This window comes from Pseudomonas sp. 13B_2.1_Bac1 (genome assembly GCF_025466155.1).
GTDB lineage: Bacteria > Pseudomonadota > Gammaproteobacteria > Pseudomonadales > Pseudomonadaceae > Aquipseudomonas > Aquipseudomonas aylmerensis.
The window spans coordinates 21,776-37,855 of sequence record NZ_JANLOH010000104.1; the positions used below are offsets into that span (position 1 = coordinate 21,776).

The window sequence follows — 16,080 nt, forward strand, 5'->3', positions numbered from 1 at the left end:
CATGGAAACCCGAGCCCATCATGTGATGATCGGTCTGTTCAGCGTGATCGTGGTGGTCGGCGCGATGCTGTTCGGCCTGTGGCTGGCCAAGTCCAGCGTCGATACGGCCTTCCAGGATTACGAAGTGATCTTCAACGAGGCGGTCAGCGGCCTGTCCCAGGGCAGTTCGGTGCAATACAGCGGGATCAAGGTCGGCGATGTGATCAGCCTGCGCCTGGACCCCAACGACCCGCGCCGGGTGCTGGCGCGCATCCGCCTGGCCGGCCAGACGCCGATCAAGGAAGACACGCAGGCCAAGCTCGCCCTGACCGGCATCACCGGTACCTCCATCATCCAGCTCAGCGGGGGCACGCCACAAAGCCCGGAACTCAAGGGCAAGGACGGCAACCTGCCGGAGATTATCGCTTCGCCATCGCCGATTGCCCGCCTGCTGAATAACAGCAACGACCTGATGACCAGCATCAACCTGCTGCTGCACAACGCCAATCACATGTTCTCGCGGGAGAACGTCGAACGCCTGAGCAACACCCTGGACAATCTGCAGCAAACCACCGGCGCCATCGCCGACCAGCGCGGCGATATCAAGGTGGTGATGCAGCAACTGATGCAGGTGAGCAAGCAGGCCAGCGCCGCGCTCGAGCAAACCACCACGCTGATGCGCAACGCCAACGGCCTGCTCAACGACCAAGGCAAACAGGCCTTCGGCAGCGCCGAGCAGGCGATGAAATCCCTGGAGCAAAGCACCGCGACCATCAACACCTTGCTGACCAACAACAAGGACTCGGTGAACAGCGGCATGCAGGGCCTCAACGAACTGGCGCCGGCCGTGCGCGAACTGCGTGAGACCCTCGGCTCGCTGCGTGCCATCTCTCGCCGCCTGGAAGCCAACCCCAGCGGCTACCTGCTGGGCAGCGACAAGAACAAGGAGTTCACGCCATGAAGCGTGCTTACCAACTGATCATTCCCATGGCCCTGGCGCTGGTCAGCGCATGCTCGATATTGCCCAAGGCCGACCCTTCGGACGTGTACCGCCTGGCCTCGAGCCAGACCGCGAGCCAGGGCACTCCGGTGAGCTGGTCGCTGCGCGTGAACAAGCCGCAGACCAGCGAATTCCTCGACAGCCCACGCATTGCCGTGGTGCCCAATGGCGACCTGATCAGCAGCTACGCCAACTCACGCTGGAGCGATCCGTCGCCGGTGCTGCTGCGCAATCGCTTCATGGATGGTTTCCAGCGGGATGGCCGAGTGACGCTGCTGAGTACCGACGACACCAACTTGCAATCCGACTATGAGTTGGGCGGGCAATTGCTGGCGTTCCAGAGTGAATATCACGGCAGTGCGGTGGAGGTGGTGATACGCCTCGACGCACGCCTGGTACGCGGCAGTGACCAGCGCATTATTGCCAGCCGCCGCTTTGAGATTCACCAGCCGGTGAGCGACACCAAGGTGTCGGCAGTGGTGGCCGGGTTTGGGCAGGCGGGGGATCAGTTGAACAAGCAGGTGGTGGATTGGGTGGTGCAGCAGGGCAATGCAGCCCCTAGACGCTGAGGACCTCTTCGCGGGCAAGCCCGCTCCCACCATTTGAACGGTGAATACATTCCGAGTGGGAGCCGGCCTGCGATAGCGGTATCAGCCAAAGAACCAATAGCACACCGCAATCGCCGCCACCACGCCGGCCAACTCCGCCAGCAACGCACACCCCACCGCATGCCGCGCGCGCTGGATGCCGACCGAGCCGAAGTACACCGCCAACACATAGAAGGTGGTCTCGGTACTGCCCTGAATCGTCGCCGCCACCAACGCCGGGAAGCTGTCCACACCCTGTGTCTGCATGGTCTCGATCAGCATCGCCCGTGCGGCGCTGCCTGAGAACGGCTTGACCATCGCTGTCGGCAACGCGTCGACAAAGCGTGTGTCCATCCCGGTCCAGGCGACCAGATGGCGAATGCCTTCCAGGCCGAAATCCAACGCCCCGGAAGCACGCAGCACGCCCACGGCGCACAGCATCGCCACCAAATACGGCAGCAGGTTCTTGGCGACGTCGAAGCCTTCTTTGGCGCCTTCGACAAACGCCTCGTACACCTTGACCTTGCGCAACGCGCCGATCACCAGGAACAGCATGATCAAGCCGAACAACGTGAGGTTACCGAGGATCGACGACAACCCTGCCAACGCGGTGGCAGACAATGTCGCCAGCAGCGCCATGAAACCGCCCAGCACCAGCGCGCCCGGAATCAGGTACGCCAGCACCACCGGGTCCCACAGCCGCAGCCGCTGCATCACCGCCACCGACAGCAGGCCCACCAGGGTCGACGCACTGGTCGCCAGCAAGATCGGCAGGAACACCAGCGTCGGGTCCGCGGCGCCTTGCTGGGCGCGGTACATGAAGATCGTCACCGGCAACAGCGTCAGCGAGGACGCGTTGAGCACCAGGAACAGGATCTGCGCGTTGCTCGCGGTGTTGGGGATGGGATTGAGTTCCTGCAGCGCCTTCATGGCCTTGAGGCCGATGGGCGTCGCGGCGTTGTCCAGGCCCAGGCCGTTGGCGGCGAAGTTGAGCGTGATCAGGCCGATGGCAGGGTGGCCGGCGGGCACCTCCGGCATCAGGCGACGAAACAGTGGGCCGAGGGCCTTGGCCAGCCAGTCGACGATCCCGGCTTTTTCGGCGATGCGCAGAAAGCCCAGCCACAACGTGAGCGTGCCGAACAGCAGCACCATCACTTCCACCGACAATTTGGCCATGGCGAAAATGCTTTCCACCATCGCTGCAAAAATCCCGGCGTTACCGCCGACCAGCCATTGCGCCAGTGCTGACACCATTGCCACGACAAAGAAGCCAAGCCACAGGCCATTGAGCATCAGTTGAATCCCCCGAAAGATGGGGCGAATGATAGCGGGGCTGGCAGAAACGACAAACCCCGGATTTCCCGGGGTTTGTTCAGATCACGCCAGCATCAGCCGCGGCTGGTCTCGCCGGCCGGCAGCGCCTGCTTGCTGCGCCAGTGCGGCAGGGAGTTCCAGTAGCGCTCGCCCTTGGCGTCGTCGTACATGCCTTCCCAACGCGAGATCACCAGCACGGCCAGCGCGTTGCCGATCACGTTGAGCGCGGTACGCGCCATGTCCATGATGCGGTCGACACCGGCGATGAACGCCAAGCCTTCCAGCGGAATACCCACGCTGCCCAGGGTGGCCAGCAGCACCACGAAGGACACGCCCGGCACGCCGGCGATGCCTTTGGAGGTGACCATCAGGGTCAGCACCAGCATCAGTTGCTGGCCGATCGACAGGTCGATGCCATACAGCTGGGCGATAAAGATCGCCGCGATGCTCTGGTACAGGGTCGAGCCATCCAGGTTGAACGAGTAGCCGGTCGGTACCACGAAGCTGCAGATAGCCTTCGGCGCGCCGTAGGCTTCCATCTTCTCGATCACCCGTGGCAGCACGGTTTCGGAACTGGCGGTGGAGTAGGCCAGCACCAGCTCATCCTTGAAGATACGCATCAGCTTGAGGATCGAGAAGCCGAACAGGCGTGCGATCAAGCCCAGCACCGCGAAGGCGAAGAACAGGATGGCCACGTAAACCAGGATCACCAGCTTGGCCAGCGGCAGCAGCGAGGCGAAGCCGAAGTTGGCGACAGTCACCGCGATCAGCGCGAATACACCGATAGGGGCGTATTTCATGATCATGTGGGTGACTTTGAACATGCTCTCGGACACGCCCTGGAACATGGTCACCAGCGGCTCGCGCAGCTCCGGCTTGAGGCTCGACAAACCGAGGCCGAACAGCACGGAGAAGAAGATGATCGGCAGCATTTCGCCACGGGCGACGGCGGCGAAGATGTTCGACGGGATCAGGTTGAGGATGGTCTGGATAAACGCATGCTCATGCTGCACTTCGGCAGCGGTGGCGGTGTACTTGGAGATATCGACGGTGCCCAGGGTACTCATGTCGATACCGGCACCGGGGTGGAACAGATTGGCCAGCAACAGGCCGACCACGATGGCGATGGTGGTGACCACTTCAAAGTAAAGGATGGTTTTGACACCGATACGCCCGAGCTTTTTCGCGTCACCGACTCCGGCAATGCCGACGATCAGCGAAGAAATCACAATCGGGATCACGATCATCTTGATCAGGCGGATAAAGATATCGCCCGCTGGCTGCAACACATTGCTGATCCACCAGGCCTTTTCAGCACTGAAATGGTTGAGCACTGCACCGATTGCAATCCCCAGCACCAAACCGATGAGGATCTGCCAGGCGAGGCTTAGCTTTGCCTTCTTCATGTCATTACCCTTACTTCAAGTGGACTTAAGGCAAATGCGCCAGCTGGAACGCTCGAGAGCGAAAAAGTGTGAGCATCTGCCTCCATGGAAGGTCACCGCAGCGTGGCCGAAATGGCTTACTGGCAGGCGAAAAAAGGCGCAACTATTCCGATGCAAGGGGGCGACGTCTAATGCCGTAAACGCCTACCCTATGCCGAATCGGCATGGCTTTTTTTCATAATAACTGTCTGATCGGTCAGTTCAAATGCGACATTTTGGCAGGTGAACATGCCGTGAACCGGCCAATTCAGGCTCGCGCAGAGATTCAGGACGACTTCAGGCCATTGGCAAAAATGCCTGGAAATTCATGGGCGTCGTGTCAGAAATGTCCTATAGCAAGGGCAAAACTTTCTCGATAGATGGTCGCTCGTACACACCAAGTAATGGTTAAGTGCAGGCAGAAAGGAAATTCTCGGCTATGAGCGGTATGAGGAGGGAAGTAAGCAGCATAAGCCCGCCGCAAGTTCAGCAAGCTTGAGGACTTGTGAACCTGCGTCGCAGCTTTTCGCCTGACCCGGCCCTTGCGCAGGCACTCCCTGTACCCGTAGGTCACGCCGATCTCGATTGATCAGAGCAACCCGGCCCCCTGGTCATGCCTCACCCGTGGCGAGTGAGGCAGACAGAAAGAAGCGAGGGGCTTCTTTCTATGGACGATGATCCCGCAGACGACAAGCGCGTCAGACGGAACCTAGTACCAATTCGGATCTTTCTTCAGCTGTTCCATCAGCAGCTTCTGCATGCCTTCGTCCGGCTTACCGATAAACCGGTAATCGGCGTGCCGAGTCGGCGACTTGTCCGCCGGCAAGCCGGCAGGGACTTCGACCAACATCGCGTAGGCATCATCCTTGTCGAGGCTGAAGGCAACGATCAGGCGCTTGTTCAGGCATGTGTCTGCGGTTTCACAGAGCGGACCGACCAAGTACTTGTCGCCATCTTCTTCCACGGCATTCATTTGTTCGGCCGTGCCTGACAGGTTCATTACCCATTCAGGCAGGCGCTCTTCTTTCTTCACCACGCTTTGCCAGGTTTCACGGTATTGCGGGTCCGCGCTGAGCAGTTCGTTGGCCCGGGATTGACCGTCATTGGCGGCCATCGCCAGGCCGCTGCCGCCCAGGAGCAGGGCGGCAGCCATGGCTTTAAAGGAAGTGGTCATGTTCAGCCTCGGCCGCGACGACCAAAGAAGAACGAAGCGATGAACATCACCAGGAAGACGACAAAGAGAATCTTGGCGATACCCGTGGCGGTGCCCGCGATACCACCGAAGCCCAGGACTGCAGCCACAATGGCGATGATCAGAAATGTGATTGCCCAACTCAACATGGTGATTCTCCTTACGCTTCTTTTAGAGGTAACAGCGGTAGTGCGGTACGGACGCTCAAAACGAGCCCCCGACGTTCTTGCCTAGAACACCCAACGCTCTTGGGTTGGCAGCTCGCCCAGGGTTGAATCCTGGTCGGCTACGCGCAATTGCGGGGCTGTCACATCGGCAGTCACGCTACCGACGGATCGAAAATGCGTCTGGGTCATCACCGGACGTTCGAATTGCGGGGTCTGCTGCTGACTCTGCTGCCAATGCTGAAACTGCTGGCCTGCAATCAGCGTGACCATCAAGGCCAGGCTGGCAAACAGACCTTGTTGCAAGCGCAGTGGCGATACACGCAGTTGGTTGAGGCTTTGGCGAGTCATGCTGCATTTCTCCCGCATTCTGATTATTCGTTGGGATAGCTATTGCAGAGCGCATGCCAGCTTTTTTGCAAAATAAAACTCAATAAAATCAATAAGTTAAATATATGCGTTAGGGCAATCGCCTAGCATCCTGCACGATGCCCCCCTGTACGCCGTGCGAAATGCACGATGGTCAGTGGTCGGGTCGAGGGATAGAAAGCGGAGGGAGTGTTGCCGAAGGGGCAAGACGGCATGAAAACGCCATCAGGCAAGGCTTTGTAGGACACCGCGCAGATAGCTGCACGATGCTGCCTATTATCGATCAGAATAGACCATGCAACTTGCCCGATTATTCCGGGACTAAACACCATCATTCATAGTTAAGGAGCGCGGGACAGATGGAATCAGCCAAGGAACTTCAAGGCCGCATTCTTTTAGTGGATGACGAATCCGCGATCCTCCGCACCTTCCGTTATTGCCTGGAAGATGAAGGCTACACCGTGGCCACCGCCAACAGCGCCGCCCAAGCCGACACCTTGATGCAGCGCCAGGTATTCGACCTGTGCTTCCTCGACCTGCGCCTGGGCGAAGACAATGGCCTGGATGTGCTGGCCCAAATGCGCATACAAGCACCGTGGATGCGCGTGGTCATCGTGACCGCCCATTCGGCGGTGGATACCGCCGTGGACGCGATCCAAGCGGGTGCGGCCGATTACCTGGTCAAGCCCTGCAGCCCCGACCAATTGCGCCTGGCCACCGCCAAGCAACTGGAAGTGCGCCAACTCTCTGCACGCCTGGAAGCATTGGAAGGCGCAGTGCGCCAGCCCAAAGACGGCCTCGATTCCCACAGCCCCTCGATGATGGTGGTACTGGAAACCGCGCGCCAAGTGGCCGGCACAGATGCCAACATCCTGATTCTCGGCGAGTCGGGCACCGGTAAAGGCGAGCTGGCCCGGGCCATTCACGGCTGGAGCAAGCGGTCGAAGAAGTCCTGCGTGACCATCAACTGCCCTTCGCTGACGGCAGAGTTGATGGAGAGCGAGCTGTTCGGCCATAGCCGCGGTGCGTTTACCGGTGCCAGTGAAAGCACCTTGGGCCGCGTCAACCAGGCAGACGGCGGCACGCTGTTTCTCGACGAGATCGGCGATTTCCCCCTCACCTTGCAACCCAAGTTGCTGCGTTTTATCCAGGACAAGGAATACGAGCGCGTGGGCGACCCGGTCACCCGCCGTGCTGACGTGCGGATCCTGGCGGCCACCAACCTGAACCTGGAAGACATGGTGCGCGACGGCCGCTTCCGTGAAGACTTGCTCTACCGCCTCAATGTGATCACCTTGCACTTGCCGCCGCTGCGCGAACGCAGCGAGGACATCCTGACCCTGGCCGACCGGTTCCTGGCACGCTTCGTCAAGGAATACGCGCGGCCGGCTCGCGGTTTCAGCGATGAAGCACGTGAGGCGCTGTTGAACTATCGCTGGCCGGGCAATATCCGTGAGCTGCGCAACGTGGTCGAGCGCGCCAGCATTATCTGCCCACAGGAAAAAGTCGAAATCAGCCACCTCGGCATGGCCGAGCAGCCGACCAACAATGCGCCGCGTATCGGCGCGGCACTGAGCCTGGACGAGCTGGAGAAAGCCCACATCGGCGCCGTCCTCGCCACCAGCGACACCCTGGACCAGGCCGCGCGCACCCTGGGTATCGACGCCTCGACCCTGTACCGCAAACGCAAACAGTACAACCTGTGAGCACTCTATGAAGCTAGCGATGAAACTGCGCACTCGTTTGTTCCTGAGTATTTCTGCGCTGATTACCGTCGCCCTGCTGGGTTTGATCCTGGGTCTGGTGAGCGTCATGCAAATGGCCAAGACCCAGGAGTCGTTGATTCGCAGCAATTTCATCACCCTGGACCTGGGCCTCAAGCTGCGCCAGAGCTTGGGCGACCAGTTGATCATGATGCTCGAAGAGCCGCCGGACCCGGAGGCCCTGAAAGCCTCCAAACAGCGCTATTTCGACTTGCTGGACCAAGGTATCGCCCATGAACAGCGCGACGGCCACGGGACCGGATTCAGCCAGGCGCGAGGCCAGTACCAGGCATTGCTGGAGGCATTTGACCAATCCCAGCAAGCAGAACCACCGCCAGGTACCAAGGAAAAGCTCACCGAAACCTTCAATGTGCTGCGTAACGGGCTGATCAACGAGCACAAGCAAGCGCTGGAAAACATCAGCAACAGCGAGCACAAGTCCCGCGAGCGGGCGCTATTGATCGCAGGTTTACTGGGGCTGGTGGGGCTTGCGGTATTGATCATCGGATTTGTGACCGCGCATGGCATTGCCCGGCGATTTGGCGGGCCGATCGAAGCGCTGGCCAAGGCGGCGGACAAGATCGGGCAGGGCGATTTCGAAGTGACGCTGCCGATCTCATCGGCGGCTGAGATGAACCAGCTGACCCGTCGCTTCGGCATCATGGCCGAAGCCCTGCGCCAGCATCAGGCAACCAACGTCGACGAACTGCTGGCCGGCCAGCAACGCCTGCAAGCCGTGCTCGACAGCATCGACGATGGCCTGCTGATGATCGATCGCCAGGGCCGCCTGGAGCACCTCAACCCCGTCGCCCAGCGCCAATTGGGCTGGGATGAAGAACGTCTCGGCCAGGGCCTGGGTGAAGCACTGGTGCGCCCGGAACTGGATGAACAGCTGCAATTGGTGCTGCGTGGCGGCAACCTGGAGCGCGCTCCGGACGACCTGGAAGTCGAAGTCGAAGGCGAGCTGCGCCTGCTGACCTATAGCCTGACGCCCGTCAGCCATACCCAGGGGCATATCCTCGGTGCAGTTATGGTGCTGCATGACGTCACCGAACAACGCGCCTTCGAGCGCGTGCGCAGCGAGTTCGTGTTGCGCGCCTCCCATGAGCTGCGCACGCCGGTGACCGGCATGCACATGGCGTTCGGCCTGTTCCGCGAGCGCGCGAAATTTCCGGCGGATTCGCGCGAAGCGGACCTGCTGGATACGGTCAATGAAGAAATGCAGCGCCTGATGCAGCTGATCAACGACTTGCTCAACTTCTCGCGCTACCAGAACGGCCTGCAAAAACTCACCCTGGGCGCGTGCGATGTCACCGACTTGCTTGAACATGCGCGTGCGCGCTTCGTCGAACCAGCCAACGCGCAACGCATCGAACTGCTGGTAGAAGCCCAGTCCGACCTGCCGCGCTTGTATGCCGACCAGGCACAACTGGAGCGCGTACTCGACAACCTGCTCGGCAACGCCTTGCGCCACACCGCCGAAGGCGGGCAGATCCGCTTGCAGGCACGTCGCCACGGTGAGCGGGTAATAATCAGTGTCGAGGACAACGGTGAAGGCATCGCCTACGGACAGCAAGGGCGGATCTTCGAGCCGTTCGTACAAGTGGGCCGCAAGAAAGGCGGCGCTGGCCTGGGGTTGGCGCTGTGCAAAGAAATCGTGCAACTGCACGGTGGCCGCATGGGCGTGTACTCGCGGCCAGGGCAGGGCACACAGTTCTACATGGCGTTGCCGCTGTAACCTGGCCGGTCACGGCAAAAAAAGTGGGAGCGGGCTTGCCCGCGAAGGCGGTGGATCAGTCCATGTATTTGATGACTGACACACTGCCTTCGCGAACAAACCCGCTCCCACTTTTTTGAATCGGTTAACACCTTAACTGCGGTTCAAGGCCCGCAGGATCGCAGCACTTTCGGCGTCCGGTGTGCCATCAAACAGCGATGGCCGGAAGTGCATCTGGAATGCCGCGATCACATGCCGCGTGGCGACATCCAGCTCGCCGGTCTGCGGTGTCTGGTAGCCCAGGCGCGCGAGCTCTTCCTGGAACCACGTGATACTCGGTAGATCCGCGGCGTACTGCACCTGGAATCGGGCAACAGCCTGCGCGTCCGGCCAGACCCCCAACCCTTCAGCGGCGAGTCGCTTCCACGGGAACAGCGGACCCGGATCCAGCTTGCGCAGCGGCGCGATGTCGCTGTGGCCAATGATGTTCTTGGGGTCGATGCCATTGCGCTTGCTGATGTCCTTGAGCAACACCACCAGCGATTTAACCTGGGCTTCGGAGTAGGGGTACCACAGGCGACCGGTCGGTGTGTCCTTGTAGCCGGGGTTCACGATTTCAATACCGATTGAACTGGAATTGAGCCAGGTCCGGCCCATCCACTCGCTTTCCCCGGCATGCCAGGCGCGCTGGCTCTCGTCGACCAGCTTGTAGATGGTGGCAGAAGCGTCATCGCCGATCAGGTAATGGCTGCTGACCTGGCCGTGGGTGAGCAGTGCCAGGGAGCGTTCAAGGTTGGTCGAGGTGTAGTGGACAACCACGAACTGCACGCGGTTATCATGGTTCACCGAGGGGTGAGTGGTGTCCAGGCGCGGGCCACTGGCGCAGCCCGTGAGTAAAAGGAACAAAAAGGCGAAGTACAGGGATTTCATGGCAGAAGGCATTACGCTGAAGACGATAATGCAACAGTGTAACGTACCGTTTGTGGCTCGGCGGTCAAATTACAAAATGGAACATCTTTTACGCCGCCTGCACCTGGTTGCGTCCCGCAGCCTTGGCCCGGTACAACGCCGCATCCGCACGCTTGAGGGCCAGGTCACTGCGCTCGCCCGCCTGGAACTGCGCGACGCCCATGGACACGGTGATCGTCACCGGCTCGCCCTTGAAGTGAAACGGGCACGCCTCAATCGCTGCGCGCAACGCATCACCTGCCGCCACGGCCTCTGCCAATGAGGAGTCCGGCATCAGCAACACAAACTCTTCTCCGCCAAAGCGTGCGATAAAATCGTTCGGCCGCAGGCGCTTGCGCAGCACGTTGGCGATGATCTTCAGCACCTTGTCGCCGGCCAGATGGCCGTAGCCATCGTTGATGCGCTTGAAGTGATCCAGGTCGAGCATCGCCAACGACAGGTTGTTGCCGCGCTGGTGCCAGAGGTTGACCTCCAGATCGAGGCGCTCGCTCCAGGCTGCGCGGTTAGGCAGGCCGGTAAGTGGATCGATCAAGGCCTTCTGGCGTTGCACCTCCAGGTGTTCGCGATAGCCCTGGGCCTCCTGCTCCATATTGGCGACCCGCTCGGCCAGCCCTTTCAAGCGCGCGGCCACTTCCTGCTCGCGCTGGTCGCGTTGCTGCTGGTGCTCGTCCATGGTGCCGAGCAAGCCTTCGAGGTGGCTTTCCAGCACGTGCTTGAGGCTGTCGAGGTCGGCGGCGTCCTGCACACTGCTTTGCAAGCCGTCGACCTGTTCGCGAATCTGCGTGTCCAGCTCGCGGGCAGCGGATCGGCTGTCTGCATGCCCGTCGCTGGCGACCTGCAAATGCCCCTGGAAGGCTTCGAGACGCTCGTTGAGCTGCTTGAGGTACGCCTCGAACTCATGCTGGCCGCTGTCGGTGATCGCCAGCATCAGCACGGCCAGATCATCGAGAATCGGTAGCAGTTCGTACCAGTTCAGGCCATGGGCGAGGCGCTCACGCATGGCTTCGGCCTGGGGCCTGTGGCGCTCGGGCAAGGACAGGTCTTCGAGCAGGCCGAGCAGGGTGTCTTCAATATGTTTGGCGACGGAGCTGTAGGACGGCTCCGGCGAGTCCGGCAGGGAATAGGCAGCATCCGCTTGCAACTCGTCGGGATCGGGCTCGTCGGGCTCCAGCACAGGCGGCAGCGACAGACTGCCGATAGTGGTTTCGTCCGGCGTCTCGACCTCATCCGATGGCACGTCGATAAAAGCCGCGAGGGCGCTTTCGGGCGCGGGTTCTTCGCTCTGCGACTCGGGCTCCCTGGATACTGCGGGCACGTCAACGGGCGCCGCCGTAGGCGGGGCCTCGAAGGCAAACGTCTCACTGGGCGCCTCGACAACGCTGGCCGGCGCGACGGGTTCAGGGGGCGGGGCAACCGCCTCTTGCGGCTGTGGCGCAAAGGCCCGCAAGGCCTGGGTGAGTTCCTCGGATTGCTCGGGCTCCTGAGCCACGGCGACCGGCTTGGCTGCAACAGGCGGTGGGGCCGGCTCGCTGGCGACCGCTTCGTTGGCCGTCTCCTTGGCGCCGAACAGACGCTGTAACAATCCGGGGCCTGGGCGCGTGGTCTCGCCGTCCGGTTCCAGGTTATCCAGCGCCTGCCCTTGCAAGTTGCTCAGCTCGCTGAGCAGCAAGGGGATCTCACGGGCCTGGCTGACACGCCCGTCCAACTGCTTGGCGAAGGTCTTCAGCGGGCGTGCGACCTCACGCGGCAGTGGCAGCTTTTGCAACTGCGCGACCAGGGAGGTCAGCGCAGTGCTCATCTGGTCCACCCGGGTTTCGCGGCGCTGCTCCGAATCCAGCACGGCTTTTTCCAGGCGCGGCAGCAAGGCCGCGAGGGCCGCGTCCATATCATCGCTACGGACAACGTCGCGCATTTCCTTCATGCATTGATCGACCGCACGGTCGGTGCCTTCAGCGGCCAGCGTGCTGCGCACCAGCCCACGGCGCAACAGGTCGAGGCGCGCAGCCCAGCGGCGTTCGAGCTTTTCTTGTTGCTCGATACTCTTCAGGTATTTTTCTTTCCAGCGCTGGGCGTCGTCGCTCATGCAAGGGGTCCGCGAGGGCCGGGGCTCAACGCGGGCAATGCATCAGCCGTGAGCGAACCCGGCAGACGAATCTCTACCGCGACCGGCAGGTGATCGGAGATGGGCTGCGCCAGCACCTTCACGCTTTCCAGCGTGAGGGTCGGACTGAGCAGGATATGGTCAAGACAGCGTTGCGGGCGCCAGCTGGGGAACGTGGCTTCGGCTTGCGGTGCCAGTAGCCCAAGGTCGCGCAACGGAGAATTCTGCAGCAGGTCGTTGGCATGGGTGTTCATGTCACCCATCAACACCTGGTGTTTGTAATTGCCAATCAACTCGCGGATGTAGGCCAGCTGCATCGTGCGGGTGCGTGCACCCAACGCCAGGTGCATCATCACCACCACCAGGGCCTCGGGCCCTTCGCCAAAACGCACGAGAATCGCCCCGCGCCCCTTGGGGCCCGGCAGCGGATGATCTTCGATGGCGGATGGTTTCAAGCGACTGAGCACGCCATTGCTGTGCTGCGCCAGGCGCCCCAGGTTGCGGTTGAGTTGCTGATACCAGTAGGGGAAGGCACCGAGCTGGGCCAGGTGCTCGACCTGGTTGATGTAGCCGGAGCGCATGCTGCCACCGTCGGCTTCCTGCAGGGCAACCAGGTCGAAGTCATGCAACAGGTTGCCGATCTTCTGCAGGTTACCGGCACGCCCATTGTGCGGCAGCAGGTGCTGCCAGCCACGGGTCAGGTAGTGCCGGTATTTCTCGGTACTGATCCCCACCTGGATATTGAAGCTGAGCAGGCGCAAGCGGCTGTCTGCCGGCAGGCCTGTGGATTCCAGGTGATGTTCGTTGACCTGCGGGTCATGCAGGCCAACAACGCGTTCGGTACCCCAGCGGCGCATGACGGGCCCCTTACTTGGCTGCGCGCTCTTTGGCGATCAGCTGGTCGGCAACGTTGAGGGTCTGTTCAGGACCACCGGTAGTGCCCAGGTCGAAGCGGTATTTGCCGTTGACGATCATGGTCGGTACGCCTTGCACACCATACTTCTGCGCGAGTTCCTTGGCCTGCTTGATCTGGCCCTGGATGGCGAAGGAGTTGAAGGTGGCGAGGAACTTGTCCTTGTCGACACCCTGGGTGGCAACGAAGTCAGCCATTTCGTCCGGCTTGGTCAGGCGCTTGCCTTGTTTCTGGATCGCGTCGAATACCGCGTTATGCACCTTGTGCTCGACACCCATGGCTTCCAGGGTCAGGAACAGTTGGCCGTGGGCATCCCATGGGCCGCCGAACATGGCGGGGATACGCTTGAAGTTCACGTCCTTAGGCAGCTTCTCAACCCATGGATTGATGGTCGGTTCAAACGCGTAGCAATGCGGGCAGCCGTACCAGAACAGCTCCACCACTTCGATCTTGCCGGGTACCGATACGGGTACAGGGTTGGCCAATTCAACGTAGGTTTTACCGGCTTCAAGCGGCACGTCGGCAGCTTGTGCGGTCATGCCGAAGAGGCTGGCAGTGACGAGAGCGGCGCTGAGGATCAGATTACGCATGCTTTACTCCTGGACAAATAAAGTCGCCTCACGCGACCTTTGTTGTGACAGGTCTACGCGGGCATGAGTTCGTTAGTGTAACGGCACCGGCCACAAAAAAGGGCGGCCTGGGCCACCCTTTTTATGCTTGCATCACGGGATTAATCGAGTGTTAACGTTGCCAGGCTGATCAGTGCAGACCCTGAATGTAGCTGGACAGCGCTTCGATATCTTTGTCCGAGAGCTTGGCCGCGATGTCGGTCATCATTTTGTTGCCGGCATCGCCGTCGATGTAGCGCACTTTTTCGCGAAAATCCTTCAGCTGCTTCGCCGTGTATTGAGCATGCTGGCCACTCAGGTGAGGAAAGCCTGCAGCGGCGAGGCCGCTGCCGTCCGGAATGTGGCACGCCTTGCAGGCGGGCATGCCGCCGATAGGCTGGTCTTCAGCGAGCTTGCCGCCGCGAAACAATGCTTGGCCTTTTTCGACCAGTTTCGGATCGGCAGCTCCCACACTGCCTTTCTGGCTGGCAAAATACGCCGCGATATCTGCCAGGTCCTGATCGCTGAGGTTGGTCAGCAAGCCGGTCATTTCCAGTACCGTGCGCTTGCCATCCTTGATGTCGTGCATCTGCTTGGTCAGGTAACGTTCACCCTGGCCGGCCAGTTTGGGGAAGTTCGGAGCCGGGCTGTTACCGTCCGGTCCATGGCAGGCACCACACACGGCAGCTTTCGCTTGGCCGGCAGTGGCATCACCTTTAAGGGGGCCCTCTGCAGCAAAGGCAACACCGGTGACGCCCAAGGTCAACAGCAGACTCACGATCAGTTTGTTCATCAGCTAATCCAACTACGGCTAAGGGTTTAAGAGTTATCTACCGGGTTTACTCACCATCAACTCAATGACGGCCTGGTAATCCTCAGTACTGCAGTCCATGCACAAACCACGCGGCGGCATTGCCTTGAAACCCTGGTCTACGTGCTGCACCAGCGTGTCCATGCCCTGCGCCAGTCTTGGCGCCCAGGCTGCCTGGTCACCCCGCTTGGGGGCGTTCGGCAGCTGGCCGGCATGGCAAGCCACGCAAACTCGGTTGTACACCGCTTCCGGATCCTGTGTAGCCTGAGCGCCGAAAAGCGGAATCAGGACACCGAAAGCGAGCAACCATCTGGTCATACATCGACCTTTTCAGGGTTTGAGAGCGTTTTGCGTTCTAATGCGCAATGAAGGTCTTTCGCTCCCGTGAACTTCATCCTTCGCTGGGACAAAGCACACACAAAATCTGCGGCATTATATACTGGCGCTACTGAAACGGAAACGACACCGCTTGCCGCACCCTTTCTCGGCACCGCCCACATCGGAAATCTCATGCAACTCAAGAACCCCATCCTCGGCCTGTGCCAACAGTCCACCTTCATGCTCAGCGCCGCCAAAGTTGACCAATGCCCCGATGACGAAGGTTTTGAAGTCGCCTTTGCCGGTCGTTCCAACGCCGGCAAATCCAGCGCCCTGAACACCCTGACCCATGCCAGCCTGGCGCGCACCTCGAAAACCCCGGGCCGCACGCAGCTGCTCAATTTCTTCAAGCTAGACGATGATCGGCGTCTGGTCGACCTGCCGGGCTACGGTTACGCAAAAGTACCTATCCCGCTGAAGCTGCACTGGCAGCGTCACCTGGAGGCTTACCTGGGTGGCCGGGAGAGTTTGAAAGGCTTGATCCTGATGATGGACATCCGTCATCCAATGACCGACTTCGACTTGCTGATGCTCGATTGGGCCGTCGCCAGCGGCATGCCGATGCATATCCTGCTGACCAAGGCCGACAAGCTCACCTATGGCGCAGCCAAGAACACGCTGCTCAAGGTGCAGTCCGAAATCCGTAAGGGTTGGGGCGATGCGATCACCATCCAGCTGTTCTCGGCGCCCAAGCGCATGGGCCTCGAAGAGGCTTACACCGTGCTGGCGGGCTGGATGGAATTGGCTGACAAGGGCGCGGAACTCGCGGAATAACTTTTCTGCGGGCAAAA

The 16,080-nt window shown here is 60.6% G+C and carries 16 protein-coding genes; 5 read left to right on the forward strand and 11 right to left on the reverse strand.

Annotation, left to right across the window (positions count from 1 at the left end; all coding sequences use genetic code 11):
* Position 1: 1 nt before the first annotated feature.
* A complete protein-coding gene (locus NTD80_RS25660; protein WP_065902843.1) occupies positions 2–940 on the forward strand; it encodes an MlaD family protein in 939 nt (312 codons plus the stop codon).
* Positions 937–1,548 (forward strand): ABC-type transport auxiliary lipoprotein family protein, encoded by a 612-nt coding sequence (locus tag NTD80_RS25665; protein WP_262135420.1) that lies wholly within the window; start codon positions 937–939, stop codon positions 1,546–1,548. Before NTD80_RS25660 ends, NTD80_RS25665 begins: the two co-directional genes overlap by 4 nt.
* Before the next feature lie 81 nt (positions 1,549–1,629).
* On the opposite strand, the gene NTD80_RS25670 is transcribed toward NTD80_RS25665, so the two are convergent.
* The 5 genes from NTD80_RS25670 to NTD80_RS25690 form a co-directional block, all read right to left on the reverse strand.
* The gene (locus tag NTD80_RS25670; RefSeq protein WP_120447338.1) at positions 1,630–2,859 is read right to left on the reverse strand and encodes a nucleoside recognition domain-containing protein; all 1,230 of its coding nucleotides are present in this window, start codon (positions 2,857–2,859) and stop codon (positions 1,630–1,632) included.
* Positions 2,860–2,954: 95 nt separating this feature from the next.
* The gene (gene gltP / locus NTD80_RS25675; RefSeq protein ID WP_065902840.1) at positions 2,955–4,286 is read right to left on the reverse strand and encodes a glutamate/aspartate:proton symporter GltP; all 1,332 of its coding nucleotides are present in this window, start codon (positions 4,284–4,286) and stop codon (positions 2,955–2,957) included.
* A 727-nt stretch (positions 4,287–5,013) separates the two neighbouring features.
* On the reverse strand, positions 5,014–5,478 hold the full coding sequence (locus NTD80_RS25680) for an inhibitor of vertebrate lysozyme family protein (protein WP_262135422.1): 465 nt from the start codon (positions 5,476–5,478) through the stop codon (positions 5,014–5,016).
* A gap of 2 nt (positions 5,479–5,480) precedes the next feature.
* A complete protein-coding gene (locus NTD80_RS25685; protein WP_003170804.1) occupies positions 5,481–5,645 on the reverse strand; it encodes a DUF1328 domain-containing protein in 165 nt (54 codons plus the stop codon).
* Between the two features lie 81 nt (positions 5,646–5,726).
* Positions 5,727–6,011, reverse strand: coding sequence for a hypothetical protein (locus NTD80_RS25690; RefSeq protein WP_065902836.1), 285 nt, complete (start codon positions 6,009–6,011; stop codon positions 5,727–5,729).
* Between the two features lie 377 nt (positions 6,012–6,388).
* On the opposite strand from NTD80_RS25690, the gene algB reads away from it, so the two are divergent.
* On the forward strand, positions 6,389–7,735 hold the full coding sequence (gene algB / locus NTD80_RS25695) for a sigma-54-dependent response regulator transcription factor AlgB (RefSeq protein ID WP_064053131.1): 1,347 nt from the start codon (positions 6,389–6,391) through the stop codon (positions 7,733–7,735).
* Positions 7,736–7,742: 7 nt separating this feature from the next.
* Positions 7,743–9,530: a KinB sensor domain-containing domain gene (locus NTD80_RS25700; protein ID WP_262135423.1), complete on the forward strand. Its 1,788-nt coding sequence runs from the start codon at positions 7,743–7,745 to the stop codon at positions 9,528–9,530.
* A gap of 132 nt (positions 9,531–9,662) precedes the next feature.
* Here NTD80_RS25700 and NTD80_RS25705 read toward each other — a convergent pair whose 3' ends face one another.
* From NTD80_RS25705 to NTD80_RS25730, 6 genes are all read right to left on the reverse strand, one after another.
* Positions 9,663–10,439, reverse strand: coding sequence for an N-acetylmuramoyl-L-alanine amidase (locus NTD80_RS25705; RefSeq protein WP_262135424.1), 777 nt, complete (start codon positions 10,437–10,439; stop codon positions 9,663–9,665).
* Between the two features lie 88 nt (positions 10,440–10,527).
* On the reverse strand, positions 10,528–12,561 hold the full coding sequence (locus NTD80_RS25710; protein ID WP_262135425.1) for a GGDEF domain-containing protein: 2,034 nt from the start codon (positions 12,559–12,561) through the stop codon (positions 10,528–10,530).
* Positions 12,558–13,436 (reverse strand): endonuclease/exonuclease/phosphatase family protein, encoded by an 879-nt coding sequence (locus tag NTD80_RS25715; protein WP_065902826.1) that lies wholly within the window; start codon positions 13,434–13,436, stop codon positions 12,558–12,560. Before NTD80_RS25715 ends, NTD80_RS25710 begins: the two co-directional genes overlap by 4 nt.
* A gap of 10 nt (positions 13,437–13,446) precedes the next feature.
* Positions 13,447–14,082 carry a thiol:disulfide interchange protein DsbA gene (gene dsbA / locus NTD80_RS25720; protein WP_078826720.1) on the reverse strand — a complete coding sequence of 212 codons (636 nt, stop codon included), beginning with the start codon at positions 14,080–14,082 and terminating at the stop codon, positions 13,447–13,449.
* Positions 14,083–14,251: 169 nt separating this feature from the next.
* A complete protein-coding gene (locus NTD80_RS25725) occupies positions 14,252–14,893 on the reverse strand; it encodes a c-type cytochrome (protein WP_213551943.1) in 642 nt (213 codons plus the stop codon).
* A gap of 33 nt (positions 14,894–14,926) precedes the next feature.
* Positions 14,927–15,229: a c-type cytochrome gene (locus NTD80_RS25730; RefSeq protein WP_065902820.1), complete on the reverse strand. Its 303-nt coding sequence runs from the start codon at positions 15,227–15,229 to the stop codon at positions 14,927–14,929.
* Between the two features lie 192 nt (positions 15,230–15,421).
* On the opposite strand from NTD80_RS25730, the gene yihA reads away from it, so the two are divergent.
* Positions 15,422–16,063, forward strand: a complete 642-nt coding sequence (gene yihA / locus NTD80_RS25735; protein ID WP_010207832.1) for a ribosome biogenesis GTP-binding protein YihA/YsxC — start codon at positions 15,422–15,424, stop codon at positions 16,061–16,063.
* Positions 16,064–16,080 lie beyond the last annotated feature (17 nt).

Bases quoted from the DNA above. Each gene is read 5' to 3' on its own strand.
- NTD80_RS25670 (WP_120447338.1), bottom strand. From the start codon at position 2,859: ATGCTCAATGGCCTGTGGCTTGGCTTCTTTGTCGTGGCAATGGTGTCA.
- yihA (WP_010207832.1), top strand. From the start codon at position 15,422: ATGCAACTCAAGAACCCCATCCTCGGCCTGTGCCAACAGTCCACCTTC.
- NTD80_RS25715 (WP_065902826.1), bottom strand. From the start codon at position 13,436: ATGCGCCGCTGGGGTACCGAACGCGTTGTTGGCCTGCATGACCCGCAG.
- NTD80_RS25665 (WP_262135420.1), top strand. From the start codon at position 937: ATGAAGCGTGCTTACCAACTGATCATTCCCATGGCCCTGGCGCTGGTC.
- algB (WP_064053131.1), top strand. From the start codon at position 6,389: ATGGAATCAGCCAAGGAACTTCAAGGCCGCATTCTTTTAGTGGATGAC.
- NTD80_RS25660 (WP_065902843.1), top strand. From the start codon at position 2: ATGGAAACCCGAGCCCATCATGTGATGATCGGTCTGTTCAGCGTGATC.
- NTD80_RS25725 (WP_213551943.1), bottom strand. From the start codon at position 14,893: ATGAACAAACTGATCGTGAGTCTGCTGTTGACCTTGGGCGTCACCGGT.
- NTD80_RS25710 (WP_262135425.1), bottom strand. From the start codon at position 12,561: ATGAGCGACGACGCCCAGCGCTGGAAAGAAAAATACCTGAAGAGTATC.
- NTD80_RS25730 (WP_065902820.1), bottom strand. From the start codon at position 15,229: ATGACCAGATGGTTGCTCGCTTTCGGTGTCCTGATTCCGCTTTTCGGC.
- NTD80_RS25700 (WP_262135423.1), top strand. From the start codon at position 7,743: ATGAAGCTAGCGATGAAACTGCGCACTCGTTTGTTCCTGAGTATTTCT.
- NTD80_RS25705 (WP_262135424.1), bottom strand. From the start codon at position 10,439: ATGAAATCCCTGTACTTCGCCTTTTTGTTCCTTTTACTCACGGGCTGC.
- dsbA (WP_078826720.1), bottom strand. From the start codon at position 14,082: ATGCGTAATCTGATCCTCAGCGCCGCTCTCGTCACTGCCAGCCTCTTC.
- NTD80_RS25680 (WP_262135422.1), bottom strand. From the start codon at position 5,478: ATGACCACTTCCTTTAAAGCCATGGCTGCCGCCCTGCTCCTGGGCGGC.
- NTD80_RS25685 (WP_003170804.1), bottom strand. From the start codon at position 5,645: ATGTTGAGTTGGGCAATCACATTTCTGATCATCGCCATTGTGGCTGCA.
- gltP (WP_065902840.1), bottom strand. From the start codon at position 4,286: ATGAAGAAGGCAAAGCTAAGCCTCGCCTGGCAGATCCTCATCGGTTTG.
- NTD80_RS25690 (WP_065902836.1), bottom strand. From the start codon at position 6,011: ATGACTCGCCAAAGCCTCAACCAACTGCGTGTATCGCCACTGCGCTTG.